20 protein-coding genes and 3 tRNA genes are annotated in these 26,638 nt (G+C 72.0%); 15 read left to right on the top strand and 8 right to left on the bottom strand.

Features of this window, described 5'->3' with window-relative positions:
- Positions 1-51: 51 nt before the first annotated feature.
- The 10 genes from ACOKM3_RS27975 (at position 52) to ACOKM3_RS27930 (ending at position 12,330) form a co-directional block, all read left to right on the top strand.
- Positions 52-1,206, top strand: coding sequence for a glycosyltransferase family 4 protein (locus tag ACOKM3_RS27975; RefSeq protein ID WP_426903781.1), 1,155 nt, complete (start codon positions 52-54; stop codon positions 1,204-1,206).
- Entirely contained in the window at positions 1,203-1,958 is a 756-nt protein-coding gene (locus ACOKM3_RS27970) for a class I SAM-dependent methyltransferase (protein ID WP_426903780.1), read from the top strand. The genes ACOKM3_RS27975 and ACOKM3_RS27970 overlap by 4 nt, the downstream gene beginning before the upstream one ends.
- Positions 1,955-6,250 (top strand): alpha-(1->3)-arabinofuranosyltransferase, encoded by a 4,296-nt coding sequence (locus tag ACOKM3_RS27965; RefSeq protein ID WP_426903779.1) that lies wholly within the window; start codon positions 1,955-1,957, stop codon positions 6,248-6,250. The genes ACOKM3_RS27970 and ACOKM3_RS27965 overlap by 4 nt, the downstream gene beginning before the upstream one ends.
- Complete coding sequence (locus tag ACOKM3_RS27960; RefSeq protein WP_426903778.1) at positions 6,247-7,545, top strand: condensation protein; 1,299 nt, start codon at positions 6,247-6,249, stop codon at positions 7,543-7,545. Before ACOKM3_RS27965 ends, ACOKM3_RS27960 begins: the two co-directional genes overlap by 4 nt.
- Positions 7,542-8,288: a class I SAM-dependent methyltransferase gene (locus ACOKM3_RS27955; RefSeq protein ID WP_426903777.1), complete on the top strand. Its 747-nt coding sequence runs from the start codon at positions 7,542-7,544 to the stop codon at positions 8,286-8,288. Before ACOKM3_RS27960 ends, ACOKM3_RS27955 begins: the two co-directional genes overlap by 4 nt.
- A gap of 6 nt (positions 8,289-8,294) precedes the next feature.
- Positions 8,295-9,209 (top strand): DMT family transporter, encoded by a 915-nt coding sequence (locus tag ACOKM3_RS27950; RefSeq protein ID WP_426903776.1) that lies wholly within the window; start codon positions 8,295-8,297, stop codon positions 9,207-9,209.
- On the top strand, positions 9,199-9,441 hold the full coding sequence (locus ACOKM3_RS27945) for a Trm112 family protein (RefSeq protein WP_426903775.1): 243 nt from the start codon (positions 9,199-9,201) through the stop codon (positions 9,439-9,441). The genes ACOKM3_RS27950 and ACOKM3_RS27945 overlap by 11 nt, the downstream gene beginning before the upstream one ends.
- A complete protein-coding gene (locus ACOKM3_RS27940) occupies positions 9,438-10,271 on the top strand; it encodes an FkbM family methyltransferase (protein ID WP_426903774.1) in 834 nt (277 codons plus the stop codon). Before ACOKM3_RS27945 ends, ACOKM3_RS27940 begins: the two co-directional genes overlap by 4 nt.
- A complete protein-coding gene (locus ACOKM3_RS27935) occupies positions 10,252-10,833 on the top strand; it encodes a hypothetical protein (protein ID WP_426903773.1) in 582 nt (193 codons plus the stop codon). Before ACOKM3_RS27940 ends, ACOKM3_RS27935 begins: the two co-directional genes overlap by 20 nt.
- A 459-nt stretch (positions 10,834-11,292) precedes the next feature.
- The gene (locus ACOKM3_RS27930; protein WP_426903772.1) at positions 11,293-12,330 is read left to right on the top strand and encodes a rod shape-determining protein; all 1,038 of its coding nucleotides are present in this window, start codon (positions 11,293-11,295) and stop codon (positions 12,328-12,330) included.
- 129 nt (positions 12,331-12,459) lie between these two features.
- On the opposite strand, the gene ACOKM3_RS27925 is transcribed toward ACOKM3_RS27930, so the two are convergent.
- The 3 genes from ACOKM3_RS27925 to ACOKM3_RS27915 all read right to left on the bottom strand — a co-directional run bounded on the left by ACOKM3_RS27925 (position 12,460) and on the right by ACOKM3_RS27915 (position 12,861).
- A tRNA-Ile gene (locus ACOKM3_RS27925) sits at positions 12,460-12,533 on the bottom strand.
- Between the two features lie 177 nt (positions 12,534-12,710).
- Positions 12,711-12,783, bottom strand: a tRNA-Asn gene (locus ACOKM3_RS27920).
- 5 nt (positions 12,784-12,788) lie between these two features.
- Positions 12,789-12,861, bottom strand: a tRNA-Asn gene (locus tag ACOKM3_RS27915).
- A gap of 180 nt (positions 12,862-13,041) precedes the next feature.
- Between ACOKM3_RS27915 and ACOKM3_RS27910 the strand changes: the two genes are divergently transcribed.
- The 4 genes from ACOKM3_RS27910 to ACOKM3_RS27895 all read left to right on the top strand — a co-directional run bounded on the left by ACOKM3_RS27910 (position 13,042) and on the right by ACOKM3_RS27895 (position 18,690).
- Positions 13,042-13,353, top strand: coding sequence for a YtxH domain-containing protein (locus ACOKM3_RS27910; protein ID WP_426903771.1), 312 nt, complete (start codon positions 13,042-13,044; stop codon positions 13,351-13,353).
- 67 nt (positions 13,354-13,420) lie between these two features.
- Positions 13,421-14,851 (top strand): xylulokinase, encoded by a 1,431-nt coding sequence (locus ACOKM3_RS27905; RefSeq protein ID WP_426903770.1) that lies wholly within the window; start codon positions 13,421-13,423, stop codon positions 14,849-14,851.
- 174 nt (positions 14,852-15,025) lie between these two features.
- On the top strand, positions 15,026-16,765 hold the full coding sequence (locus ACOKM3_RS27900; RefSeq protein WP_426903769.1) for an ABC transporter ATP-binding protein: 1,740 nt from the start codon (positions 15,026-15,028) through the stop codon (positions 16,763-16,765).
- Positions 16,765-18,690 carry an ABC transporter ATP-binding protein gene (locus ACOKM3_RS27895; RefSeq protein WP_426903768.1) on the top strand — a complete coding sequence of 642 codons (1,926 nt, stop codon included), beginning with the start codon at positions 16,765-16,767 and terminating at the stop codon, positions 18,688-18,690. Before ACOKM3_RS27900 ends, ACOKM3_RS27895 begins: the two co-directional genes overlap by 1 nt.
- A gap of 76 nt (positions 18,691-18,766) precedes the next feature.
- Here the strand turns inward: ACOKM3_RS27895 and ACOKM3_RS27890 are convergent, their stop codons facing one another.
- The 5 genes from ACOKM3_RS27890 to ACOKM3_RS27870 all read right to left on the bottom strand — a co-directional run bounded on the left by ACOKM3_RS27890 (position 18,767) and on the right by ACOKM3_RS27870 (position 25,776).
- Complete coding sequence (locus ACOKM3_RS27890) at positions 18,767-20,053, bottom strand: RNA polymerase sigma factor (RefSeq protein ID WP_426903767.1); 1,287 nt, start codon at positions 20,051-20,053, stop codon at positions 18,767-18,769.
- Between the two features lie 153 nt (positions 20,054-20,206).
- On the bottom strand, positions 20,207-22,114 hold the full coding sequence (dnaG, locus tag ACOKM3_RS27885) for a DNA primase (RefSeq protein WP_426903766.1): 1,908 nt from the start codon (positions 22,112-22,114) through the stop codon (positions 20,207-20,209).
- Positions 22,115-22,169: 55 nt separating this feature from the next.
- On the bottom strand, positions 22,170-23,435 hold the full coding sequence (locus ACOKM3_RS27880; RefSeq protein ID WP_426903765.1) for an NAD(P)/FAD-dependent oxidoreductase: 1,266 nt from the start codon (positions 23,433-23,435) through the stop codon (positions 22,170-22,172).
- 78 nt (positions 23,436-23,513) lie between these two features.
- Positions 23,514-24,845: a deoxyguanosinetriphosphate triphosphohydrolase gene (locus tag ACOKM3_RS27875; protein WP_426903764.1), complete on the bottom strand. Its 1,332-nt coding sequence runs from the start codon at positions 24,843-24,845 to the stop codon at positions 23,514-23,516.
- 46 nt (positions 24,846-24,891) lie between these two features.
- Entirely contained in the window at positions 24,892-25,776 is an 885-nt protein-coding gene (locus tag ACOKM3_RS27870) for a sirohydrochlorin chelatase (RefSeq protein WP_426903763.1), read from the bottom strand.
- Between the two features lie 158 nt (positions 25,777-25,934).
- Between ACOKM3_RS27870 and ACOKM3_RS27865 the strand changes: the two genes are divergently transcribed.
- Positions 25,935-26,621, top strand: coding sequence for a SanA/YdcF family protein (locus ACOKM3_RS27865; RefSeq protein ID WP_426903762.1), 687 nt, complete (start codon positions 25,935-25,937; stop codon positions 26,619-26,621).
- The last annotated feature ends 17 nt before the right edge of the window (positions 26,622-26,638 follow it).

Below are 26,638 nucleotides of genomic sequence, written 5' to 3'. Positions count from 1 at the left end.
ACACCCAAGTACGCCCGAACACCCGCGTACGCCCGACGAGTTGGAGCACCAATGCCCCAGCACGTGCCCCTCCCGCTGCGCGCCACGTCGGCCCCACCCGGCGCGCGGCATCCGCAACACGACCCCCCACACCCGCGCCGCATCGTGTTCCTCGCCCACCGCGACCTCGGCAATCCGGCCGCGGGCGGCTCCGAGCTCCTCGTCGACCGGCTCGCCGACGGCCTTACCCGCCAGGGCCACCAGGTGACGCTGCTGTGCGGCGGCCCGGCCGCCTTCCGCGACTACCGGGTCGTCTCCGCCGGCGGGGAGCACGCCCACTATCTGCGGGCGCGCTCGGCCTTCGCCCGCCAGGTCGGCGACTGCGATCTGCTCGTCGAGGTCTGCAACGGGATGCCGTACCTGGCCCCGCTGTGGCACCGCGGCCCCACGCTCTGCCTGGTCAACCACGTCCACACGGACCTGTGGCGGATGCGGCTGCGCGGACCACTCGCGCCCGCGGCCCACCTCGGCCGAAGACTTGAGCACTGGGCGCTGTCCGGGGCCCAGCGCCGCAATCTGCTCGTGGCCGTCTCGCCGTCGACGGCGCACGCGCTGCACTCCATCGGCGTGGACCGGGACCGGATCCGCCTCGTGCCGAACGGCGTCGAGGAGCCGGGCCCTGCCGCGGACCGCTCCCCGGACCCGCTGTTCCTGGCGATGGGCCGGCTCGTCGAGTACAAGCGGATCGATCTGCTGCTGCGCCTGTGGGAACGGGTGCGTCCGGTGACGGGCGGCCGGCTCGTGATCGTCGGGGACGGCCCCGAGGCGCCGCGCCTGCGCCAACTGGCAGGCGAGGGCGTCGAGTTCACCGGTCACGTCTCCGAGGCCGAGAAGCACCGGCTGCTCTGCGAGGCCTGGCTGCTGCTCCACCCCTCGGCCGTCGAGGGCTGGGGCCTGGTCATCACCGAGGCGGCGGCGCGCGGAACTCCCGCGGTCGGCTTCGACGTGCCGGGCGTGCGCGACTCCGTCGAGGACGGGGCCACCGGTCTTCTCGCGCACGGCGAGTCGGCCTTCGCGGCGGCCTGGTGCACGCTCGCCCTGTCCGGGCACCGCCGCGAACTGATGGGCAAGGCGGCCCAGGAGCGGGCCGCGGGCTACCGATGGGCCCACACCGTGCGGCAGTTCGGCGCGGTGGCGGCGGAAGCGGTGCGGGGCTGGACGCCATGACGGCGGCCACGGGGGTCAATGGGCGCGCCGGCTTCAGAGATCCGTCGCCGGCCCGCTCGCTCGCGCTCTTCCGGGCGTTCCTGCGCGAGCAGCGCGATCCCGAGACGTGCTACGCGCTGCTCGCCCGGGACGCCGCCGACCAGGTCGAGGCGTACGGGAAGGTGGCCGGGAAGGTCGTCGTGGACGTGGGCGGCGGCAGCGGGCACTTCACGCGCGAGTTCCGCTCGCGCGGCGCGCAGGCCCTCCTCTTCGAACCGGACACCGGGGAGCTGGGCGCCGACCCGCCGGCCGGCACGGTGGTCGCGGACGGCTATCTGCTGCCGCTGCCCGACGCGTCGGCGGACGTCACGTTCTCCTCGAACGTCCTGGAGCACGTCGCCGACCGCGACACGTTCGTGAGCGAGCTGATCCGGGTCACCCGGCCCGGCGGCCTGATCTACGTCGCGTTCACCAACTGGCTGTCCCCGTGGGGCGGTCACGAGTGGGCGCCCTGGCACTACCTGGGCGCCGACCGCGCGCGGGCCCGCTATCTGCGGCGTACCGGCCGGGCGCCCAAGCACACCCTCGGCGAGAACCTCTTCGCCCATCACATCGGCCCCACCCTGCGCCATGTGCGCGCCCGCGACGACGTGTCGGTCGTCGCGGCGCGCTCCCGCTACTGGCCGTTCCTCGCGGAGGCGGTCACGCGGGTCCCCGGCGTGCGCGAGTTCGCCACCTGGAACCTTCTCCTCATCCTCAGGCGGTGTCCATGACGACCGTGGTCCAGGCCCCACCCGCCGCGGCGACGCACCCGGAACCCGAACCGGGTCCGCGTGCGCGCCGCTGGCTGTTCGCGTTCTGGGCCGTGCTGTTCGTCGCGTTCTGCGCGGTGCAGCCGGGGCGTGCCACGTTCGAGACGAAGCTCGGCGTCTCGCAGGACCCCTGGAAGTTCCTCGGTGACCTCGGGGAGCTGTGGCACGACAGAGCCGGCTTCGGCGGGATCGCCGACCAGTACATCGGCTATGCGTTCCCGATGCTGCCGTACTACGGCCTGACCGATCTGCTCCAGATCCCGGTGTGGCTGGCCGAGCGGCTGTGGATGTCGATCATCGTGACCGTCGCCTTCTGGGGCGCCCTGCGCCTGGCCGAACGCCTCGGCGTCGGCGCTCCGGGCAGCCGGCTGCTCGGCGCGGTGGCGTACGCGCTGTGGCCGACATTCACGATCGTCATCGGCTCGACGTCGGCGGCGGCGCTGCCGGGCGCGTTCCTGCCGTGGGTACTGCTCCCGCTCACCAACCCCCGCACGACGGCCCGTATTTCGGCGACCCGCTCGGCGCTCCTGATCCCGTTCATGGGCGGCGTGAACGCGTCCTCGACACTCGCGTCCCTCCTTCCCGTGGGCCTGTATCTGCTCTCCAGACCACCGTCCGCCCGCAAGCGCCGCCAGATCATGTGGTGGCTCCCCTCGGTGGTCCTGGCGACGGCCTGGTGGACGATCCCGCTCGTCCTGCTCGGCATCCACGGCGAGAACTTCCTTCCGTACGTGGAGAGTTCGCAGACCACGACCGAGGCCATGTCCGCGACGGAGGCGCTGCGCGGGGCCGGGAACTGGGTCGCGTATCTGCATCTGGGCGACGCCTGGCTGCCCGCGGGCTGGGCCGTGGCGACGTCGGTGGTCGTCATCGTCTGCTCGGCGCTCGCCGCCGCGATCGGGCTCGCGGGCCTGGCGCGCCGCGACATCCCGGAGCGCCGCTGGCTGCTGCTCACGGTCATGGCGGCGGCCCTCATCCTCCTTGCGGGATACGGGGGTTCGCTCGGCGCACCCTTCCACGACACGGTGCAGTCGTGGCTGGACGGGGGCCTCGCCCCGTTCCGCAACATCTACAAGTTCCAGACGGGGATCGCGCTCGCCCTCGCGCTCGGCATCGCCCACCTCGTGGGCGTGGCCGCCAATCCGCGCGGCGCCCGTCCGGTGCGCGCCCGCCGCTACGCCACGCTGATCGCCGCGATCCTCATCGTGCCGGGCCTCGCCTGGCCGTACCTCAACGGCTCGATCCTGCAACCGGGCGCGTTCCAGAAGCTCCCCACGTACTGGCAGACGACGGCCCACTGGCTGGAGAAGTACTCGCCCGACTCCCGCGCCCTGGTCGTCCCCGCGACCGCCCACGGCATCTACACCTGGGGCTCCCCCATCGACCAGCCGCTCGACGTGCTCGCCGAGTCACGCTGGGCGCAGCGCGACTACGTCCCGTTCGGTACGCGCGGCAACCGGCGCGCCATGGACGCCGTCGAGCAGGCCCTGATGAGCGGTACCCAAGTGCCGGGTCTCCAGGACTACTTGAGCCGGGCGGGCCTGCACTACGTGGTGGTCCGCGGCGACCTCGACCCCGACCAGTTCGGCTACGTCCCCACGGCCACGGTCAAGCGCACGCTGGCCGAGTCCGGCTATGAGCGCGTCACCGGCTTCGGCCCGCTCACCACGGGCGGCCGCATCGCCGAGAAGACACCGATCCAGATCGAGGGCCTGTACCCGCGCAGCCGCGCCGTCGAGATCTACGCGCCGCGGGACGACTCCGACCGACCGGGCCAGGCGGGCCTGCTCCCGGTCGGGAACACGGCGGAGGTCAGCGGCGGCCCCGAGGCCCTGCTCCGGCTCTCCGCCGACCCGTCCTTCCTGAACCGCCCCGCCGTCCTGACCGGCGACAACCACCCGGGCATCGGCAACCCCGCCCTGCGGATCGCCGCCGACGGCCTGCGCCGCGCGGACACCCGCTTCGGCCTGGTCAACACCAACACCTCGTACCCGTACACACCGAAGGAACGCAACAGCCCGAACTCCTCCGAGAACCCGGACGAGCCGCCGAAGCAGATCCTGCCGACCGACGGCATCACCCATCAGACGACGGCGGACATCCAGGGCGCCCGCTCGGTCACGGCGTCCTCCAGCGGCAACTGGCTGCTGCACCTGCCCCAGTTCGACCCGGTGAACGCCTTCGACAAGGACCCCGACACGGCGTGGGTCGAGGGCGCCCCCGACTCCGCCAAGGGCGAATGGGCGCGCATCGACTTCTCCGCGCCGACACGGATCCCGGCCACCATCCATCTGACACCGCTGCCGCAGGACAACGTGCGGGCGGCCCCGACCCGCGTACGGATCGAGACGGACAAGGGCTCAACGACAGCCAACATCCAGCCGAACGGCAAACGCCAAGCGATCAAGTCCCCTTCCGGCACCGCCAATTGGCTCCGCGTGACGATCCTCGACACACAGCGCGCCCGCCCCGCGCTCACCGGCGCCGGATTCACGTCCATCGACATCCCCGGCGTCAGGGCGACCCGCGCGCTGCGCCTCCCGTCCGACTCCGAGCAGGCCGACCAGTACTCCTTCCACCGCGCCACGAGCGACGGCGGCCTCACCCTCACCGACACCGAGCGCTCCCTGAACCGCGAGTTCACGACGACGGGCGAGTCCACGTACGAGTTCGAGGCGAAGGCCGCCCCGACCCCCGGCCCCGCACTCGACAAACTCCTCTACGACCTGGCCCCCGACCAGCGCCGCAAGATGACGGCGACCGCGGACTCCACGGCCGAGCTGGGCCTGAACACCACGCCCCGCAACCTCACCGACGGCGATCTGACGACGGCCTGGATCGCGGGCGACGACCCCACGATCCACCTGCGCTGGCCGGACAAGCAGCCCGTCTCCACGCTCGTTCTCGCCGGGGCCGGCGGCCTCACCACGCGCCCCGAGAAGATCGAGATCAGCAGCCCGGACGGGGCGGCGGTGGCCGGCGTCGACGAGAACGGAGTGGCCCGCTTCGACCCCATCACCACGGACCGCCTGGACATCACCATCACCGAGTCGGCCCCGCTCAAGGTCCACAACCCGGTCGCCGACAAGGACCTGCAACTCCCGGTGGGCCTGACCGAGGCCTACATCCCGACCCTCGACGCCTACCGCGTCGCACAGCCCACGCCCGACCGCAGGTTCAGCCTCCCCTGCGGCAAGGGCCCGACGATCACGATCGACGGCACCCGCCACCGCACCTCGGCGAGCGGCACCCTGCGCGCCCTGACGGAACGCCGCCCGATCACGGTGAAACCGTGCGGCGACGCGCTGGACCTCCCCGCGGGCCCCCACACCCTGAAGACCTCGCCCGCCGGCCCCCTCTCCCTCACGGACATCACCCTCACCAACACGACGGCCACCACGGAGGCGGCGCCCACCGTCCGCGGCCTCACGGTCCGCGACTGGCTCGGCGACCGCCGCGAAGTAAAGGTCGACGCGGGCGAGGCGACGTACCTGACCACGTACGAGAACGCCAACGACGGCTGGGAGGCGACCCTCGACGGCAAGAAGCTGACCTCGCTGCGCCTCGACGGCTGGCAGCAGGCATGGCTGATCCCCGGCGGATCGAGCGGCACGGTCAAGCTCTCCTACGCCCCGGCCCGCACGTACGAGATCGGCCTGTTCGCATCCGGCGCGGCGATCCTGATCCTCGGCGCACTGTGCCTGTGGCGCAGGCGGGACACGGAACAGGAGCCCCCGGCCGCACCACCACCCCCCGGCTGGATCATCGGCACGGCCCTGCTCACGGCCATCGGCATCGTGATCGCGGGCCCCTGGGCGGCCCTGGTCCCGGCCCTCGCCCTCCTCGCCTGGAAACGCCACACACTCCTGATCCCGATCGCTTTCGTGGCGATGACGGCAGCGGGCGCGGTGGCGGCGACAGGCGCAGGCGAACCGGTCCGCGAGGGCGCGGGCGCGTACAGCACGGCGGCGCAACTCCTGGCGCTGGTGGCCCTGTTCGCAGCGCTGGCGACGTTCACGCCGTCAGCTGCGGTGCATGAAGCGCGGGGCCCGGCCAATCAAGGCCCACCAAATCAAGCCCCGCCGGCGTTTGAGGCGCGGGGTCCGGGGCAGAGCCCCGCGTCCGCAACCCCCGGGGGCGCAGCCCCAACGACGGGGCGGGAAGGGGCGGAAGGGGCGACTCCCCCGGACCCGACTCCGGACCGCACCCCCACACCCCCGCAGAAACCCACAACCCCGGGGAGCGCCCCATGACCACCTTGGACCGCCCCGCCCGGGGCAACGGCAACCCGCCCACCCGCATCCCCTTCCCGACCGTCGACGAGGTCTCCCGCCACTGCCTCCAGGACCGCGAACCGGAAACCGTCCACATCGAGATCCACCTCACCGCCCGCCTCGACCCCACCCGCCTCACCCACGCCTTCACGGACGCCCTCCACCACCACCCCCGCATCCTCATGCGCGAGGCCCCCCGCCACTGGTACAGCAGCCGCTACGAGTGGGAACTGACCGAGGCCCCGGACGTACCCCCCGTCTCCTTCCCGGCCCCCACCCCGAACGCCCTGCACGAGGCCCGCACCCGCTCCCTCGCCGACGCCCCACCCCTCACCGCCTCCCCACCCATCCGCCTGGAGGCGGTGGAGGACCCGGGGACCGGCAACACCGTCCTGTTCGTCACGATCAACCACACGGCCCTCGACGGCCCCGCCTGCCTCCGCGTCATCGCCACGGCAGCGGAGCTGTACGCGGGCCGCGACAACTCCCCGCCCCCCACCGCTCCCCCGCTCCTGAGCCCACGCCCCCCGCAGCCCCCGCCCTCCCCCTGGTCCCGCCCGGCCCGCGTCTGCGCCGGCACCCCCGACCCCCGCCCCGGCAACGGCCTCGTGGTCACCGAACTGCCGGTGCCCCGCCGCCCCAAGGGCGCCCCGTACACGGTCAACGACCAGCTGATGGTGGCCACGGCCCGCACGATCGCCGACTGGAACGAGGAGCACGGCACCCACCACACCCGCCGCCCCCTGCGCGTCACCATGCCGGTGGACGACCGCCCGCGCGACACGACGATGCCCATCGGCAACGGCACACGCCTGGTGGAAGTGGCCCTCACACCAGCCGAGTTGGAGAAGGACACGCCCACACTCCTCCGCCTCACAGCCACCCGCACCGCGACCCTAAAGTCGCAGCCCAGACCCCAACTCGGCCACGGCGCGGCGCTGTTGACCAGCCCGTACGCCCCGGTGGCCTGGCGCGCCGCCGCCACCCGCGCCCTGCGCACGGCGGCGGCACCATGGACGTCGACCACCCTGCTCAGCAACATCGGCCGCGTCCCCTACCCGCTGGACTTCGGCGACGGCGGCAGGGCCCGCGCCGTCTGGTTCTCGGCCCCGGCCCGCATGCCGCGCGGCCTCACCTTCACGACGGCGTCCACGGCGGGCCGGCTGCACCTGGCCCTGCGCTGGTCGCGCACCCTGCTCGGACCCGGCGACGGGGCCCGCCTGCGCGACCTGTTCGAGCAACACCTCCACGCGACGCAGGAGGAGGCACCATGACCACGCACACCGAACTCGCAGCCCCGCCCCAGGACTTGAGGGACTTCTACGAGAACCCGGACGTTCCGGTGGCCTCCGGCACCCCCCGCACCCGCCGCCAGGCCCGCATCCTCGCCACCGCCCTGTCGGGCACCCGCCGCGCCACCGTCCTGGACATCGGCTGCGGCGACGGCACGGCCGCCGCCACCACCGCCCGCCTCCTGTCCCGACCCGACGAGCACCACCTCATCGGCATCGACTGGTCGCAGGACGCGCTGCGCCGCGCGGCCCGCCGCGTCCCCCGCGTCGTACGCGGCGAACTCACGGGCCACGGACTGCCGTTCGCGGACGCGTCCGCCGACGTGGTCCTCCTCTCCGAGGTCGTCGAGCACCTGGTCGACCCCGACGCGGCGCTCGACGAGATCCGCCGCGTCCTGCGCCCGGGCGGCCATCTGATGCTGTCCACCCCGAACCTGGCCGCCTGGTACAACCGGGCCCTGTTGCTCGCCGGTGTACAGCCCGTCTTCTCCGAGGTGAGCCTGCGCGCGATCCACGGCAGGCCGGGCACCGAAGTGGTCGGTCACCTGCGCCTCTACACCGCCCGCGCCCTGCGGGAGTTCGTCGCCGCGTCGGGCTTCGAAGTCGTACGCCTCGCGGGGGCGCCGTTCCACGGAGTGCCCCGCCCGCTGCGCCCCCTCGACCGGCTCGCCTGCGCGGCGCCGTCCCTCGCCTCGATCCTTCTCCTGCACGCGCGAAGGACGTGAGCGGCGATGCCCGCCGTGGCATGGGGAGTCGGCGCGGCACTGCTCGCCAACACGCTCTACAGCGTGGGCTTCGTCCTGGAGAAGCGGGCTCTCACCCGGCTGCCCGAAGTGAGCGTGCGGCGCCCCGCCCACCTCCTGCGGCAGGTGGTGACGAGCCCGCTGTGGCTGGCCGGATCCATCGCCCTGGCCTCCGGCTTCGGCGCCCAGCTCGCCGTCTACCGGACGCTTCCCATCGCGGCGGCCCAGGGAATCTTCGTCTCCGGCCTGGTCATCCTCCTGCTCCTGTCGGCCCGGCTCCTCGGCGAACAGACCTCCGGCCGCGAGCGCTACGCCATCGCCGCGATCCTGGCGGCTCTGCTCATGGTGGTGCTCTCGCTCGAGCAGGACGCGGACACGGTGGGGCACCGCTCCCCCGCGCCCCTCATCCTCCTGGTGTGCGTGCCCTCGCTGGCGGCGGGTCTGTCCCTGTACGCCGCCGCGGAACGCCGCGCGCGGCACCGCCACCGGCTCCCGACCACGGGCGTCGAGTACGGGGTCGCGGTGGGCCTGCTCTACGGGGTCAGCTCGCTCGCCATCAAGGGCGTGTCGGGCGTACTCCCGGACATCCCGGCCCTGTTCGCGTCCCCGTACCCGTATCTGCTGATGTGCACGGGCGCGTTCGGGCTCGTCATGTCGCAGGCGGCCCTGCAACGCTGCCGCGCCTCGCTGATCGTCCCGGTGTGCACCACGGTGACCTGCCTGTTCACGGCGGTCCTCGGCACGCTCGCGTTCGGCGAGTCGCTCCCCCACGAGCCGGTGCGCCTGACGCTGCGCCTGACGGGCACGGCCCTCGCGGTCGCCGTGCTCCTCCTGATGCCGAAACACGACGCCCCCACACAACCGGACCAAGAACCAAGGGAGTTGCTCCCGCATGAACCCTGACGACCCGCTGCTCAAGATCCTCGCCTGCCCACTCGACAAGGGGCCCCTGCTCCTGCTGCCCGCCCCGGGAGGGAACACGGGCGACAGCCTCTACAACCCCCGGCTGCACCGCCGCTACCCCATCGTCGACGGCATCCCACAGCTCCTCCCGTCGTCCGGCGAACAGGTCCCGGAAGGCGAGCACGAACAGCTCCTGCAACGGGCCGAGCAGGCGAAACGGGCCCTGCCATGACGACACTCGCCGCCCGGATCGCCCCCTGGCTGCCCGCCCGGCTGACCGCGGCGACGGCCCGCGCCCTCTACCCGCGCTTCGAGCCCGAGCTGACCCGGCTCGCCGACATGCTGCCCGCCGCCGGAGCCTGCGGCACGGCGGTCGACGTCGGCGGCTGGTACGGCCCGTGGACCCACCGCCTCGCAGGCCGGGCCCGCCGCGTGATCACCCTCGAACCGGTCCCGCACCTGGCGCGGGTGCTCGCCGCCTCCGCGCCGGCGAACGTGCGGGTCGTCCGGGCGGCCGCCAGCGACTGCCCCGGCACGGCCCCGCTGTGGCAGCCGCCGCACGACGAGCGCGGCGAACGCGGGGTCTCCTCGCTCGTCCGCCGCGACGACCTGCACGCGCCGACCGGCCGCGAGGTGACCTGCGTGACCCTGGACGAACTCGCCCTGCGCGACGTCGACTTCATCAAGATCGACGTGGACGGGGCGGAGCTGCGGGTGCTGCGCGGCGCCCGGGCCCTGCTCGCCCACGACCGGCCCGCCCTCTTCATCGAGCTGGAGACCCGCATCCAGCCGATCTCCCCGGTCGTCGCCCACCTGCGCGCCCAGGGCTACGAAGGCTGGGTCCTGCCGGACACGGACACCGACTGGCTGCCCCTGCCGTCCTACGATCTGGCGGCCCATCAGCGCGGCACCTCCCACATCGCCTCGCAGGGCCTGCTGCGCCGCGCCCTCACCCCGGCCGGACGCCGCCCGCGGTACGTGAACTCGGTGCTGTTCCTGCCGGACGGGCGGTCCCCCGGCGACGTACGCCACCATGGAGCGCATGTCCGGACGCCCCGCTGAGCCCTTCACCCCGCTGGACTTCCAACTGGTCCTGCTGCGCCGCATGGCCGACCACAACCCGGACCTTGTGGAGACCGCCCGCGCCGACCTCGGGGTCTCCGTCGCCGAGATGCGGGAGGCGAACCGCCGCTGGCAGGCGAAGCTGCACTCCCGCCACCCGCAGGCAGCGGTCTCCCGCTACCGGTCCGTGCTCGGCGCCCCGGAGCGCACCCTGCTCCGCAAGGTCGGCGACCTGGAGTGCGAGGCGCTGCTGTGGCCGGTGCCGCTCTGGCCCGACCTGCGCTTCGAGGTGCTGCTCGCCCCCACGGGCGGGATCTGGAACGAGTGGCTGATCCGCACCGCCGGCACCCCGGGCCCGCCCTTGCGCACCCTCGCCGATCTGACGCCCTGGTCCTGCACGGTGGACGAGGCGGCCCGCGCCTTCGCCCCGGCCCGCCCCCTCGAAGGCTCGGCGCCCACCCGCTGGGGCCTTGCCTTCCGCGCCCCGGACGAGTCGGGGACGCCCCGCGAGGTGCGGGCGGAGTTCACGTGGGGGCTGCTCCAGCGCTGGTACGAGGCGTAACGGCGGAACCGAATATACGAACAGACGAGCAGTTGTTCCCTTGAACAGGTGGTCGTAGCCGAAGAGTTTGCATGGGGCGTACGTGAACAACGATGCTTACGGTGCGCAAGCAACGGGCTGCAGACCGTAGCGACCGCATCGCGATGCACATCTCAAGTCCCAAGTCCCATATGCACTTTGCATCACCGATGCACATTGCATCATCGCTAGGAGAACGCGTCACATGAACGTCATCACCGACATCGTCGCCGGCCTCGCCCACTTCCTCGGCTGGCTGGTGTAACACCGTCGGACACCGAAGCGGCGCCGTCTCCCTCGTCCCACGGGAGGCGGCGCCCCGGCGTTCGTGGACCCGCCCGGCCTACTCCAACGAGCGCCCTCCCGCGCGCGACCGCAGGATGCCAGAAGGGTCGCCGCCCGGCGAGCCCACCACGGTCCGCGCTCTCGGGAGGATCTGCCATGACCGCCAGTCTGGAGCAGTTGCGCCGCTGCCACTTCGCCGTCGATCTCGGTGCCGCGCGCACCCGCGTGTACGTGAAGGGCGCGGGCCTCGTCGTCGATGAGCCCAGCGCGGCTGCGGTCAACACCCGCACCGGCGCGCTCATCGCGGTCGGCGAGTTCGCCGAGAAGATGACAGGCCGCACCCCGCACTACATCCGCGTCGTACGCCCGGTCTCCGGCGGCACGGTCGTCGACATCGAGATGGCCCAGCGGATGCTGCGCCACCTGCTCGGCGACAAGCTCCGCCGCACCCTTCGCCGCAAGCCCCGCCTCCGCGCGGCGGCCGCCATCCCGCACGACGCGGACCCGCTGGCCCAGCGCGCGGCCATGGAGACCCTCATCGGCCTCGGCGCCCGCCGCGTCGAGCTGGTCGACACCCTGATCGCGGCCGCGGTCGGCTGCGGCCTCCCGGTGGAACAGCCCGAGGCCACGATGATCATCGTCTGCGGCGCGGCCACCACCCAGATCGCGGTCCTCTCGCTCGGCTCGATCGTGACGGCCGCCCGCATCCCCGTCGGCGGCGACGCCATCGACCACGCGGTCGTCCAGCACCTGCGCCAGCACCACGCGCTGATGCTGCCTTCCCAGTCCGTACGCCCCCTGCAGCTCGCCCTGAGCGGCAACGGCCTCACCCCGCAGGGCCCGGAGCAGACCGAGATCCACGGCCGCGACGTGGCGACGGGCCTGGCCCGCTCCGTACATGTGGACACCGCCGCCGTGCGCAGCGCGATCCACACCCCGCTGACCGCCGTCCTCGACGGCATCGGCAGGGTGCTGCGCGACTGCCCGCCCGACCTGGTCGCCGACCTCACGGAGCGCGGCATCATGATGGTCGGCGGCTCCGCCCTGCTGCCCGGCCTCGACCAGATGCTGCGGTCCGCGACGGGCGTCCCGGTGCACATCGCCGAGCGCCCCGACGTGTGCGCGGTGCGGGGGCTCGGCGAGATGCTGGAGGGCCGGATCCAGCCGATGGCCCTGACCCCGCTGACCGACTGACCCGGCGCCGCGCGCGCCCCGGGGGCCGCGCCCGCCCTTCGGATGACAGATGGCCCGTCACGGTTTCCGTGACGGGCCATCAGGTTACGTACGAGCTGGTCGCATCGTTTCTGCGCCGCGTACTTACGGTGGGGCGGGTGGGACTCGAACCCACGGCCGACGGATTATGAGTCCGCTGCTCTAACCGGCTGAGCTACCGCCCCGTCTCGGCGTGGCGCGTACAAGTGTGCGCGCCGTCTGCCGCAGCATAGCCGCTCATACGATCTCCTGCCTCGGATGGTCCGGCTCTGCACGACCATGAGGACTCCCCGCGCGCGCGGACGGTTCCACCAGGCAAGAAAAGTCCCTCCGGAGTGGACTCCGGAGGGACTTGTTCACAGCTCTCCCGACTGGACTCGAACCAGTAACCTGCCGGTTAACAGCCGGCTGCTCTGCCAATTGAGCTACAGGAGATCGAGCTCCCCCGACTGGACTCGAACCAGTAACCTGCCGGTTAACAGCCGACTGCTCTGCCAATTGAGCTACAGGGGAATGACCTCGTTGCTTCGAACGAACCCACCTGGGTACTTGCCAGGCGGCGTGCGCTCGCTGCGACACATACATTAGCGCAAGGTGGGGGGTGCTCCGCCAATCGGTATCCCTCAGGTGATCGACAAGCTCCACGATGACCGCACTGACCACGACGCCTCACTACGGAAAGGGTGGCCGACCATGCGCTATCGGCTCACATTCATCGCAGGTCTGGCCCTGGGCTACGTGCTGGGCACGAGGGCAGGTCGCGAGCGCTACGAGAAGCTGAAGAAGTCCGCGCGCGAGATCGCCCAGAACCCGGCCGTGCGCAATACGGCGGAGACGGCGGCGCAGCAGACGCGGACCGTCGCGGGCAAGGCCTTCCACTCGGTGAGCGAGAAGGTCGAGAGCAAGGTGCCGGACTCGGTCGCCGACCGGGTGCGCACGCTGCGCGAGCGCGGCGGCCCCGCCGATGACGGGACGACCGACGACTGGGGCACCAGCAACACCTGACGCCCGGCATCCCACCGCGCGGGCCTGACGGCACAGAAACATCCGGCGGTACGGCAGAATTTCAGTCATGGGGATAGTCGCCGGGCTGGACAGTTCGCCCGAATTTACGCGCATAGTCGTTTGTGACGCCGACACCGGGGCCGTGCTGCGGCAGGGGTACGCCCCGCACCCGCTGGAGGCACCGGAAGGCGGCGGACGGCCGTCCGACGTGGATCCCCAGGCGTGGCTCCTCTCACTCGGCGAGGCCGCCGGCGGGGGGCTGCTGGAAGGCGTGCAGGCCATCGGGGTCTCCGCGCAGCAGAACACCGTGGTGCCGCTGGACGCGCAGGGCAACACCGTGCGCCCGGCCCTGGTCGGCGGCGACAAGCGGGCGCAGGTCGCGGCCGCGGACCTGGTCGACCGGCTCGGCTCGCGCGAGGCGTGGGCCGAGGCCGTCGGGAGCGTGCCGCAGGCGGCGCTGCCGGTGACGAAGCTGCGCTGGCTGGCGCGGACCGAGCCGGAGAACGCCGAGCAGGTGGCCGCCCTGATGCAGGCGCACGACTGGCTGGTGTGGCAGCTCCTCGGCAGGCCCGCGCGCCGGACCACCGACCGCGGCGGGGCCTCCAGCACCGGGTACTGGTCGGCGGCGAGCGCCACGTGGCGGCCCGATCTGGTGGAGCTGGCGCTCGGGCACCAGGTGGCGCTGCCGGAGGTGATCGGCCCCGGTGAGGCGGCCGGGCGGACCCCGGAGGGCCTGGTCATCTCGGCCGGGACCGGGGAGACGATGGCCGCCGCGTTCGGCCTCGGCGTGCAGTCCGGGGACGCCGTGGTCTCGCTCGGGGCCTCGGGCTCGGTGATGGCCGTGCACCACGAGGCGCTCGTGGACTCCAGCGGCTCCATCACCTCGCTCGCCGACGCGACCGGAATGCACCTTCCCGTCGTGCATACGTCGAACGCCGTACGGGCGCTGCGGGGCACGGTCGAGATGCTGGGGCTCGACGGAGGCCTGGAGGAGCTGTCCGAGCTGGCCATGAAGTCGACGCCGGGAGCCCACGGACTCGTACTCCTGCCCTATCTGGAGGGCGAGAAGACGCCGAATCTGCCGCACACCGCGGGGACGCTGAGCGGGCTGCGAAGAGAGTCCATGAAGCCCGAGCACCTGGCGCGGGCCGCCTTCGAGGGCATGCTGTGCGGGCTCGCCGACGCGATGGACGTGCTGCGCGGGCGTGGCGTGGAGATCCGGCGGGTGTTCCTGCTGGGCGCCGCCTCCGAGCTGCACGCCGTGCAGAGCGTGGCGCCGGCCGTGTTCGGGGCGCAGGTCGTGGTGCCGCAGCCCGCGGACTACGCGGCGATCGGCGCGGCGCGACAGGCCGCGTGGGCGCTGAACGGGCAGTTGCCGCAGTGGCAGGGCGCGGCGGCGCAGGTCTTCGAGGCGGGCGACGAGCTGCCGGTGGGGCAGGCGGTGCGGCAGCAGTACCGGGCCGTGCGGGACCAGATCCACCCCGGGGCGTTCGCCTGACACCGGCGCGGCGGCCGGACTTTGAGCACTCTTGGATAAATCGGTTGAGGTAACGCGGGTGGAGTGTCGGACGATAGGGCTCCATGCGTCGCCGTAGTGACAGACGGCGCGCGCGGCGATCCCCCTCCCCGCTCACCGCTCCTGCCCTGCCCGCCGACCACCGAGAGACCGAGCGTGCTCATAAAACTTCTGCGGACCCATCTCGGTCCGTACAAGAAACCCATCGGGCTGCTGGTGCTGCTGCAGTTCCTGCAGACCTGCGCCTCGCTGTATCTGCCCACCCTGAACGCCGACATCATTGACAACGGTGTCGTGAACGGCGACACCGGCTACATCCTGGAGTTCGGCGCCCTGATGCTGGGCGTCACCGTCGTCCAGGTCGTCTGCAACACCGGCGCCGTCTACTTCGGCGCCCGGACCGCCGCGGCGGTCGGCCGGGACCTGCGGGCGGGGATCTTCGACCGCGTGCAGTCCTTCTCGGCCCGCGAGGTCGGCCAGTTCGGCGCCCCTTCGCTGATCACCCGCACCACGAACGACGTGCAGCAGGTCCAGATGCTGGCCCTGATGACGTTCACGCTGGTGGCCTCGGCGCCGATCATGTGCGTCGGCGGCGTCGTCATGGCGCTCGGCCTGGACGTGCCGCTGTCGGGCGTGCTGCTCGCGGTGCTGCCCGTCATGGCGATCGTCCTGTCGCTGATCATCCGTAAGATGCGGCCGTTGTTCCGGTCCATGCAGGTCAAGCTGGACACGGTGAACCGGGTGCTGCGCGAGCAGATCACCGGCAACCGCGTCATCCGCGCCTTCGTACGCGACGACTTCGAGAAGGACCGGTTCGGAGCCGCGAACCGGGACCTGACCGATGTGTCGGTCGCCACCGGCCGGATCATGGCACTGATGTTCCCGTTCGTGATGACGATCGTGAACGTCGCGTCCATCGCCGTCGTCTGGTTCGGCGCGCACCGCATCGACAGCGGCGGCATGCAGATCGGTGACCTGACCGCGTTCCTCGCGTATCTGATGCAGATCGTGATGAGCGTGATGATGGCCACGTTCATGTTCATGATGATGCCGCGCGCCGAGGTGTGCGCCGAGCGCATCCAGGAAGTGCTCGGCACCGATTCGAGTGTGGTGCCGCCGGCGCCCGAGGCGTCGGTGCGCGAGCTGCGCCGCCACGGCCATCTGGAGCTGCGGGGCGCCGACTTCGGCTACCCGGGCGCCGAGGAACCCATCCTGCGCGGCATCGACATCACGGCCCGCCCCGGCGAGACCACGGCGATCATCGGGTCGACCGGCAGCGGCAAGTCGACGCTGCTCGGCCTCGTACCGCGGCTCTACGACACCACGGCCGGCACGGTCTACGTGGACGGCGAGGACGTCCGCGGGATCGACCCGGCGCTGATGGCGAAGACGGTCGGGCTCGTGCCGCAGAAGCCGTACCTGTTCTCCGGCACCGTCGCCACGAACCTGCGCTACGGAAATCCGGACGCCACCGACGACGAGCTGTGGCACGCGCTGGAAGTGGCGCAGGCCAAGGGGTTCGTCAGCAAGCTGGAGGGCGGGCTCGACGCGCCCATCACGCAGGGCGGCACCAATGTCTCCGGCGGTCAGCGCCAGCGCCTCGCCATCGCGCGCACGCTGGTGCAGCGGCCGGAGATCTACCTCTTCGACGACTCGTTCTCCGCGCTCGACTACGCGACCGACGCGGCGCTGCGCCGGGCGCTCGGCGAGGAGACCGCCGAGGCGACCGTGGTGATCGTGGCCCAGCGGGTCTCGACGATCCGCGACGCCGACACGATCATCGTGCTCGACGAGGGCCGCGTCGTCGGCACCGGACGCCATCACGAACTGATGGCCGACAACGAGACGTACCGGGAGATCGTTCTCTCCCAGCTGACGGAAGCGGAGGCCGCCTGATGAGTGGGCCCATGGGGCGGATGGCGGCCGGTGCGCCCGGTTCGCGTTCGATGGACTTCAAGGGGTCCGGCAAGCGGCTCCTGAAGCGGCTCGCCGCGCACCGCACGGCGGTGGTCGGCGTGCTCGTCTCCGTCGTGATCAGCGTCGGCCTGTCGGTGGTCGGGCCGAAGATCCTCGGCCACGCCACCGATCTGCTGTTCGGCGGGATCATCGGCGGGCAGATGCCGGCCGGGCAGACCAAGGAGCAGGTCCTCGAGGGCCTGCGCGCCAAGGGTGACGGCGGCATGGCCGACATGCTCGGCGGCGTCGACTTCACGCCCGGCCAGGGCGTCGACTTCGGCGCGATCGGGGAGGTCCTGCTGCTCGGCCTCGCCGTGTTCGCGGTCGCGGGCCTGACGATGATGATCGGCACCCGGCTCGCCAACCGGACGATCAACCTGGCCGTCGGGCAGCTCCGTGCCGAGCTCCAGGCCAAGCTGTCGCGGCTTCCGCTGTCGTACTACGACCAGCAGAAGCGCGGCGAGGTGCTGAGCCGGGCGACCAACGACATGGACAACCTCGGGCAGACGCTCCAGCAGACGATGGGGCAGATGCTCAACTCGCTGCTCACCGTCATCGGCGTGCTCGCGATGATGTTCTGGATCTCCTGGCTGCTCGCGCTGGTCGCACTGATCACGGTGCCGCTGTCGGTGTTCGTCGCGGCGAAGGTCGGCAAGCGGTCGCAGCCGCAGTTCGTGCAGCAGTGGCGGGCGACCGGCGCGCTCAACGCGCACATCGAGGAGATGTACACCGGCCACAACCTGGTGAAGGTGTTCGGGCGGCAGGACGAGTCGGCGGAGCTGTTCGCCGAACAGAACGACGCGCTGTACGAAGCGGCGTTCAAGGCGCAGTTCAACAGCGGCATCATGCAGCCGCTGATGTTCTTCATCTCGAACCTGAACTATGTGCTGGTCGCCGTCGTGGGCGGGTTGAGGGTGGCCAGCGGCTCGCTGTCCATCGGTGACGTGCAGGCGTTCATCCAGTACTCGCGCCAGTTCTCGATGCCGCTGACGCAGGTCGCGTCGATGGCGAACCTGGTGCAGTCGGGTGTCGCGACGGCCGAGCGGGTCTTCGAACTGCTCGACGCGGAGGAGCAGTCGGCGGAGCCGGTGCCCGGCGAGAAGCCGGACAACCTGCGCGGGCACGTCGAGTTCGAGCACGTGGCCTTCCGCTACGAGAAGGACAAGCCGCTCATCGAGGACCTGTCGCTGACGGCGGACCCCGGGCACACGGTGGCGATCGTCGGTCCCACGGGCGCGGGCAAGACGACCCTCGTCAATCTGCTGCTGCGGTTCTACGAGGTCACGGGCGGGCGCATCACGCTCGACGGCGTCGACATCGCGAAGATGTCGCGGGAGGAGCTGCGCGCCGGGATCGGCATGGTGCTCCAGGACACCTGGCTGTTCGGCGGGACCATCGCGGAGAACATCGCGTACGGGGCCCCGAAGGACGTCACCCGCGAGGAGGTCGAGGAGGCGGCGAAGGCCGCGCACGCCGACCGGTTCATCCGGACGCTGCCCGACGGGTACGACACGGTGCTCGACGACGAGGGCACGGGGGTCAGCGCCGGTGAGAAGCAGCTGATCACCATCGCGCGGGCGTTCCTGTCCGACCCGGTGATCCTCGTGCTCGACGAGGCGACCTCCTCCGTCGACACCCGGACCGAGGTGCTGATCCAGAAGGCGATGGCGCGGTTGGCCTCCGGCCGGACGTCGTTCGTGATCGCGCACCGTCTTTCGACGATCCGTGATGCGGACACGATTCTCGTGATGGAGAACGGGGCGATCGTGGAGCAGGGCTCGCACGAGGCGCTGGTCGCTGCGGACGGGGCGTATCAGCGGTTGTACGAGGCGCAGTTCGCGCAGGCGGTCGCCGAGGTCGACTGAATCTCTTGCCCCGTCGGGGTTGCGGTCGCGGGGCTCTGCCCCGGACCCCGCGCCTCAATCGCCGGCGGGGCTCCAATTAGTCCAGGTAACCCCTCAGCTGATCCGCGAACGCGTGGTCGCGGAGTTTGTTGAGGGTTTTTGACTCGATCTGGCGGATGCGCTCGCGCGTGACGCCGAAGATGCGGCCGATCTCCTCCAGCGTGCGGGGGCGGCCGTCGGCGAGGCCGTAGCGGAGCTGGACGACCTTGCGTTCGCGCTCGCCGAGCGTGGAGAGCACGGCCTCCAGGTGTTCGCGCAGGAGCAGGAACGCCGCCGATTCCACGGGGCTCGTGGCGTCGCCGTCCTCGATGAGGTCGCCGAGCGCCACGTCGTCCTCCTCGCCGACGGGGGCGTGGAGGGACACCGGCTCCTGGGCGAGGCGCAGCACTTCGCTGACCCGCTCGTGCGTCAGGTCGAGGTGGACGGCGACCTCCTGGGGGGTCGGCTCGTACCCGCGCTCCTGAAGCATGCGGCGCTGCACGCGGACGACCCGGTTGATCAACTCGACGACGTGGACCGGGACCCGGATGGTGCGCGCCTGGTCGGCGAGGGCGCGACTCATCGCCTGGCGGATCCACCAGGTCGCGTACGTCGAGAACTTGTAGCCGCGGGCGTAGTCGAACTTCTCGACCGCGCGGATCAGGCCGAGATTGCCCTCCTGGACCAGGTCGAGCATGGTCAGTCCGCGGCCCACGTACCGCTTGGCGACGGAGACGACCAGGCGCAGGTTCGCCTCGATGAGGCGGCGCTTGGCCATCCGGCCCATGACCACCAATTTGTCGAGATCCAGGGCGAGTTGGGAGTCCAGGTCGGGGGCGTGGGCGAGCTTCTCCTCGGCGAACAGGCCCGCCTCGACGCGCCGCGCGAGGTCCACTTCCTCGGCCGCGGTGAGCAGCGGGATCCGGCCGATCTCGCGCAGATACTGGCGGAACAGGTCGGAGGACGGACTGGCACTCTCGGTACGGGCGCCGCGCACCGGTTCGGGCGGGTCCACGGACTCCTGGGGGCCGGCCGGTTCCTCCGGCTCGGCCTCGGGATGGTGCTCGACGCGGCTCTGCGAGGGCACAGAGGCCAGTACGTCGCCCTGCGGCACGGCACCCTTGGGCGCGGCTTCGGGTTCGGCGAGGGCCTGCGCTGTGCTGTCGCTCTGGGTGAGGGTCTGGGTCTGCACGGGGGCGACCTCCAAAGTGATCGCATCTGAGGCGTGCGGCAGGGGGGCGGGAACGACGGCCTCGCCGCTGTCCGTCCCGTACGCGATGAGCGGAACCGCGGGGGTGTCGGACCCGTTGTCCGGGCTCCGGCCGCGCTCCGAGGACTCAGGCACCGCAACCCAGTGTGGAGTACGACACAGTGCCGCCACGAGGGGCGTGCGTTGACTTTTTGAGTCCGGTGCGTGACCGCGTGGTTACCGTGCTGGACGGTTACCCGCCTTTCCCGGATCCGAACGGCCGCAAACGGCGCATCGGAGTGCGGGCACCTACAGGGCGTCCGCGCCCCGCTCGCGCAGCGCCTGGCCGTACTGCTGGAGGACCCACAACTCGTTCTGCACCGCGGCCAGTTGGTGGGGATCGCCGCCCGCGCCGAGGCGGGTGAGCGTGCCCTGGACGTCCCGGATGCGGCGGTCGACGGCCCGCTTGCGCACGGTCACCAGCTGCTCCCCCGCGTACGCCTCGTCGACGGTCTTGCGGCGGATGGCCTCGACGGCGAGCTCGGTCACCATCGCCCGCACCGCGTCGTCGGGCGCCGCCTCGCGCACCGCGATCAGGTACTGCTGCGGGTCGTGGACGCCCTGCTCGGCGCCGCCCGCGTCCATGATGGCCTGGCGGACGGCGGCGTAGGGGTCGGCCGTGAACTCGTCGACGCCGTACGCGTCGAAGGCCGGGGACACCAACTGCGGGTACTGCAAAGCGAGTTTGAGCAGTTCGCGTTCGGTCGTGAACACCGGGTTGCGCAGGGTGAGCGCCGGTCCGCCGAAGGGCCGGGCCGTGGCGGTGGCGGGGTCGGCCCCCGGACCGCCGCGCCCGGCGGCGGGCGCGGGCCCGCGGCCACCGCGCTCGCGGGCCCAGCGGGCAAGCTGCCCCACCCGCTTGACCACGAACTGGGTGTCGAGGATGCCGAGCATCCCGGCGAGCTGGACCGCGACCTCGTGCTGCGAGGCGCTGTTCTTGATGCGGGCGACGACGGGCGCCGCCTCGTCGAGCGCGGCGGCTCGGCCCGCCGGGGTCTCCAGGTCGTACCGGCCGACGATCTGGCGGAGCGCGAACTCGAAGAGCGGCGTGCGGGGTTCGACCAGTTCGGCGACCGCGTCGTCGCCCTTGGCGAGGCGCAGGTCGCACGGGTCCATGTTGTCCGGCGCGATCGCGATGTACGTCTCGGCGGCGAACTTCTGGTCGTCCTCGAAGGCGCGCAGGGCGGCCTTCTGGCCCGCCGCGTCGCCGTCGAAGGTGAAGATCACGCGCGCCGAGCCGTTGTCCATCAGGAGCCGGCGGAGGATCTTGATGTGGTCGCCGCCGAACGCCGTGCCGCAGGTGGCGATGGCGGTGGTGACGCCGGCCAGGTGGCAGGCCATCACGTCCGTGTACCCCTCGACGACGACGGCGCGGGAGGACTTGGCGATGTCCTTCTTGGCGAGGTCGATGCCGTACAGGACCTGCGACTTGCGGTAGATCGGCGTCTCGGGCGTGTTCAGGTACTTCGGCCCGTTGTCGTCCTCGCGCAGGCGGCGGGCACCGAAGCCGACGACCTCGCCGCCGATGTCGCGGATCGGCCACATCAGGCGGCCGCGGAACCGGTCGATGGGGCCGCGGCGGCCCTCCTGGGAGAGCCCGGAGAGCAGGATCTCCTTGTCGCTGAAGCCCTTGCCGCGCAGGAAGCGGGTGAGGTGGTCCCAGCCCGCCGGGCTGTAGCCGACGCCGAAGTGCTGGGCCGCGGCCTGGTCGAAGCCGCGCTCGGCGAGGAACTTGCGGCCGATCTCGGCTTCCGGCGACTCCAGCTGCTCGACGTAGAACTGCGCGGCGACCTTGTGCGCCTCGACGAGGCGGATGCGCTCGCCGCGCTGGTGGGTGGGGTTGTACCCGCCCTCCTCGTAGCGCAGCGTGATGCCCGCCTGGCCGGCGAGGCGCTCCACCACTTCGGAGAAGGAGAGGTGGTCGACCTTCATCACGAATGTGATGGTGTCGCCGCCCTCCTGGCAGCCGAAGCAGTGGAACAGGCCCTTACTGGGGCTGACCTGGAAGGACGGGGACTTCTCGTCGTGGAACGGGCACAGACCCTTGAGGTTTCCGCCGCCCGCGTTGCGCAGCTGCAGGTACTCGGACACCACGGCGTCGATCGGGACCGCGTCCCGAACCGCCTTCACGTCCTCGTCATTGATCCTGCCTGCCACGCGGCAATTCTACGGGCCGCCACTGACACTTCTGTCACTGCTCCAGAAGATCAACTCACTGCTCGAGAAGATCACCGAGCGGAACCGACGGGTCCGAGAGGCGCTCGACCCCGGGCCTGGCCCCGGACCTGATCAGCCGCTGGATCTGCTCCGTGACGTCCCACACATTCACGTTCATCCCCGCGAGGACCTGGCCGTCCTTCAGCCAGAACGCGATGAACTCGCGCTTGCCCGCGTCCCCGCGCAGCACCACCTGGTCGTACGAGCCCGGGGGCGCCCAGCCCGAGTACTCCAGGCCCAGGTCGTACTGGTCGGAGAAGAAGTACGGCACGCGGTCGTAGCTGACGTCCTTGCCGAGCATCGCGCGGGCGGCGGCAGGACCGCCGTTCAGCGCGTTCGCCCAGTGCTCGACGCGCAGCCGGTCGTCGAAGAGCGGGTGCTGGACCGCCGCCACGTCGCCCGCCGCGTAGATGTCGGGGTCGGAGGTGCGCAGCGTCGCGTCCACGGCGATGCCGCCGCCGTGCGCCCGGTCGGCGAGCTCCAGGCCAGCGGCCTCGGCGAGACCGGTGCGCGGGGCGGCGCCGATCGCGGCCAGCACATCGTGCGCCGGGTGCTCCTCGCCGTCGTCGGTGAGGGCGGCGAGGACCATGCCGTCCTGGCCGGTGATCTCGGTGAGCCTGGCGCCGAAGTGGAAGCGGACGCCGTGGTCGCCGTGCAGCTCGGCGAAGATCTGGCCGAGCTCGGGGCCGAGCACGGAGTGCAGCGGCGTGGCCTCCGGCTCGACGATGGTGACCTCCGCGCCGTACTCACGGGCGGCCGCGGCGACCTCCAGGCCGATCCAGCCGGCGCCGGCGATCACCAGGTGTCCGTTGTCCCTGCCGAGCGAGGCCAGTACGCCCTTGAGGCGCTCGGCGTGGGCGAGGCGGCGCAGGTGGTGGACGCCCGCGAGGTGGGTGCCGGGGATGTCGAGGCGGCGGGGCTCGGCGCCGGTGGCGAGCAGCAGCTTGTCGTAGCGGACGACGGTGCCCTCGCCGAGCAGCACGGTCTTCTCCGCGCGGTCGATCGTCGTGACCGTCTGGCCGAGGTGCAGCTCGATGTCGTTGCTCGCGTACCAGGCCGGTTCGTGGACGAAGACGCTGTCGCGGTCCTCCTTGCCCTGGAGGTAGCCCTTCGACAAGGGCGGTCGTTCGTACGGGTGGTCCCGCTCGTCACCGATGAGGATCACCCGGCCGGTGAACCCCTCCGAGCGAAGTGTCTCGGCGGTCTTGGCTCCGGCGAGCCCTCCCCCGACGATGACGAACGTCTGGTCCGCGTCGACCACTTGATGCCTCCTCATTGCCATGCCGTCATATGCGAGCGTCCCGCACGCAGCGTAATGCGGGAAGGGGGCGTGGCCCGATCAGGGCATCTTTTCGTCACGCCCAGTGGTCGCGTCTCCCTCTCGATGATGCCCGGCGACGGTAAGCCGCGCGTGAAGGGAACGGGCCGAGGCGTCGGTCAGGGAGGCGATCTGATCGACGATCACCCGCTTCTTCGCGCGGTCGTCGGGCGCCGCGTCGAAGAGGGCGCGGAACTGCGGGTCGAGGCCGTCGGGCGCGCGGGCGACGAGCGCCTGCGCCAACTCGGCCACCACGATGCGCTGGTCGGCCCGCAGCCGCTCCTGCTGGGGGCGCTGCATCACATACCGGTCGGCGACCGCCTTGAGCACCGCGCACTCGTGGCGGGCGGCGCGCGGGACCACCAGCTCGGCCCCGTACCGTGTCAAACGGCCCGTGCCGTGTCTCGCGCGTGTCGCGCCCTCGGCGGCGAGGCAGAAACGCCCGATCAGCTGGCTGGTCGCGTCCTTGAGCCCGGCCTGGGCGACCGCCGTACCGTCGTAGCCGTGCGGCCACCACTCCTGGTCGAGGAGGCGGTCGAGGGCGGCGGAGAGCTCGGCGGGATCCGTGCCCTCGGGAACGTAGCGTCCGATGGCGACGGCGAAGATGTCGGCGCGCTCGGGCTCGGCATGCAGCACGTTCGGATCCAAGTGTCCCGCGTGCAGGCCGTCTTCGAGGTCGTGCACGGAGTACGCCACGTCGTCCGACCAGTCCATGACCTGCGCCTCGAAGCAGGTGCGGCGGCCGGGGGACGTCTTCCTGATCCAGTCGAAGACCGGCCGGTCGTCCTCGTAGACCCCGAATTTCAGTGACTCGGGGTCACTGGGGTGCTCGCCGCGCGGCCACGGGTACTTCGTCGCGGCGTCCAGCGCGGCCCGCGTCAGATTCAGGCCCACGCTGGTCGGCTCGCCGGAACTGTCGCTGCGCGCGAAGCGCTTGGGCTCGATGCGGGTCAGCAGGCGCAGCGACTGCGCGTTCCCCTCGAAGCCGCCGCAGTCCTCCGCCACCTCGTTGAGCGCCTGCTCGCCGTTGTGCCCGAAGGGCGGGTGGCCCAGGTCGTGCGAGAGGCAGGCCGTCTCGACGAGGTCGGGGTCGCAGCCGAGCGCGGCGCCCAACTCCCGCCCCACCTGGGCGCATTCGAGGGAGTGCGTGAGCCGCGTGCGCGGGCTCGCGTCCCAGTGGTGGCCGAGGGTGCCCGGCGTGACGACCTGGGTCTTGCCCGCGAGGCGGCGCAGCGCCGACGAGTGCAGCACCCTGGCCCGGTCGCGCTGGAACGCCGTGCGCCCCGGGCGCTTGTCGGGCTCGGGGGCCCAGCGCTCGACCGCCACCTCGTCGTATGTGTCGCTGCCTTCCATGTCCTGACAGTAAGGGCAGCCACCGACAACCGGGGGCTGCGAACGCTCAGACGGACGCGGTCTGCGCCACCGTGGCGTATTCGGCCGTGGCCGGTGCCCGGTCGTAGCGGTGCAGGACGAGGCGGGCCAGGGACGGGTGGGCGGCGAGCGGGGCCGCGGCGATGCCGGGCGCGGCCGCGGCGGTCTCCGTGGCGAAGCGGCCGGGGGCGGTGAAGTACGAGGCGACGGCGATCCGGTCGCGGCCGCGTGCGGCGAGGGAGCGGGCGGCCGTGGCGACGTCGGGGGCGATGGCGGAGGCGTATCCGGGGACGACGGGGACGCCGAGGCGGTCGGCGAGGAGCGCGGCCGTGCGGCGGACGTCGTCGGCAGCGTGCGGGTCGCGGGACCCGGCGGCGGCGAGGACGACTCCGGCGCGGCGGCGGTCGCGGTCGGTGGACCGCTCGGGCCAGCCGGCCTCGACGAGCCGGTCGTGGAGGGCGTCGACGAGCAGCGGGTGCGGGCCGAGCGGGTCCGCGACGCGGGTGCGCAGGTGCCCGGCGGCGTCGGCGGCCCGCGGCAGATCGTGCTTGACGTGGTGGCCGCGGGAGAGGAGCAGCGGCACGAGGACGGCCCGGCCGGCGGGCAGCTCGGCGAGGGTGTCGCTCAGCAGCGGCTCGTTGAGTTCGATGTGGCCGAGGCGGACGGTGAGTCCCGGGCGTCGCTCGCGTATCCGCTCGACGAGCTCGGAGACGGTGGCGAGGGCCCGTGGGTCGCGGCTGCCGTGCGCCACCAGCACGAGGGCGGGCGGCTGCCGGTGCCCGCGCAGCGGGGACACGTGGCTGAGTCTGCTGCCGAGCTGGTCGCTGATCATGGTGAGGAGTCCCGCCGTGCCGACTGTGTGATCCAGGTGGGTCGTGCCGTGGTCCTTGGGGCCGTACGACTCGTCCGTCATGAACAGATCGTGCCGGTCGGTGGTTGCCGGGCTGTTGCCGGGCGGTGACGGGTGGTTGCCGGTAGTTCACGGGGCGGGCCGCGCGGCGGTGAGCAACCGCGCGGCCGCGCCGCGCGTCTCCTGTCAGCACCGAGCCACGCCTGCCCCGGGGGTCCCGAATGCGTCTGCCACGTCCACGCCTGCCACGTACCAGGAGGGCGCAGCGCAGGACGGTGCAGGCGGTGATGGCGGCCTGTGTGCTGGCGCTGCTGCCCGCGACCTGGCTGTTCGTGTCGACCGGGGACCGGCTGCGGACGGTGGCGGACGCGCCGCGCGGCGAGGTGGCGGTGGTGTTCGGGGCGGGCCTGTGGAACGGGGAGCCCTCGCCGTACCTGGCGCACCGGCTCGACGCGGCGGCCGAGCTGTACCGCACGGGAAAGGTCCGCGTGCTCCTGGTCACGGGCGACAACAGCCGCGAGGAGTACGACGAACCCGACGCCATGCGCGCGTACCTGACCCGCCACGGGGTGCCGTCGCGGGCCGTCGTCAGCGACTACGCGGGCTTCGACACCTGGGACTCCTGCGTCCGCGCGAAGAAGATCTTCGGCGTCGACCGCGCCGTCCTGGTCACCCAGGACTTCCACGCGCGGCGCGCGGTGGCGCTGTGCGAGGCCGCGGGCGTCTCCTCGTACGGGATCGGGGTCGCCGAACCGCACGACGTCACCTGGTACGCGGGCGGGGCTCGGGAGACGCTCGCGGCGGCGAAGGCGGCGCTCGACGTGGTGGTGCGTCCTGATCCGCACTTCCTGGGGCCCGAGGAGCCGGGCGTGCGCGAGGCCCTGGGCGCGACCTCACGCCGTCCGTAGGACGGCCGGGAGATGCT

The sequence above is a fragment of the Streptomyces nidicola genome, assembly GCF_050106155.1.
GTDB lineage: Bacteria > Actinomycetota > Actinomycetes > Streptomycetales > Streptomycetaceae > Streptomyces.
The sequence above is the reverse complement of the archived record's forward strand: the minus strand, read 5'-3'. Positions and strand labels throughout refer to the sequence as shown.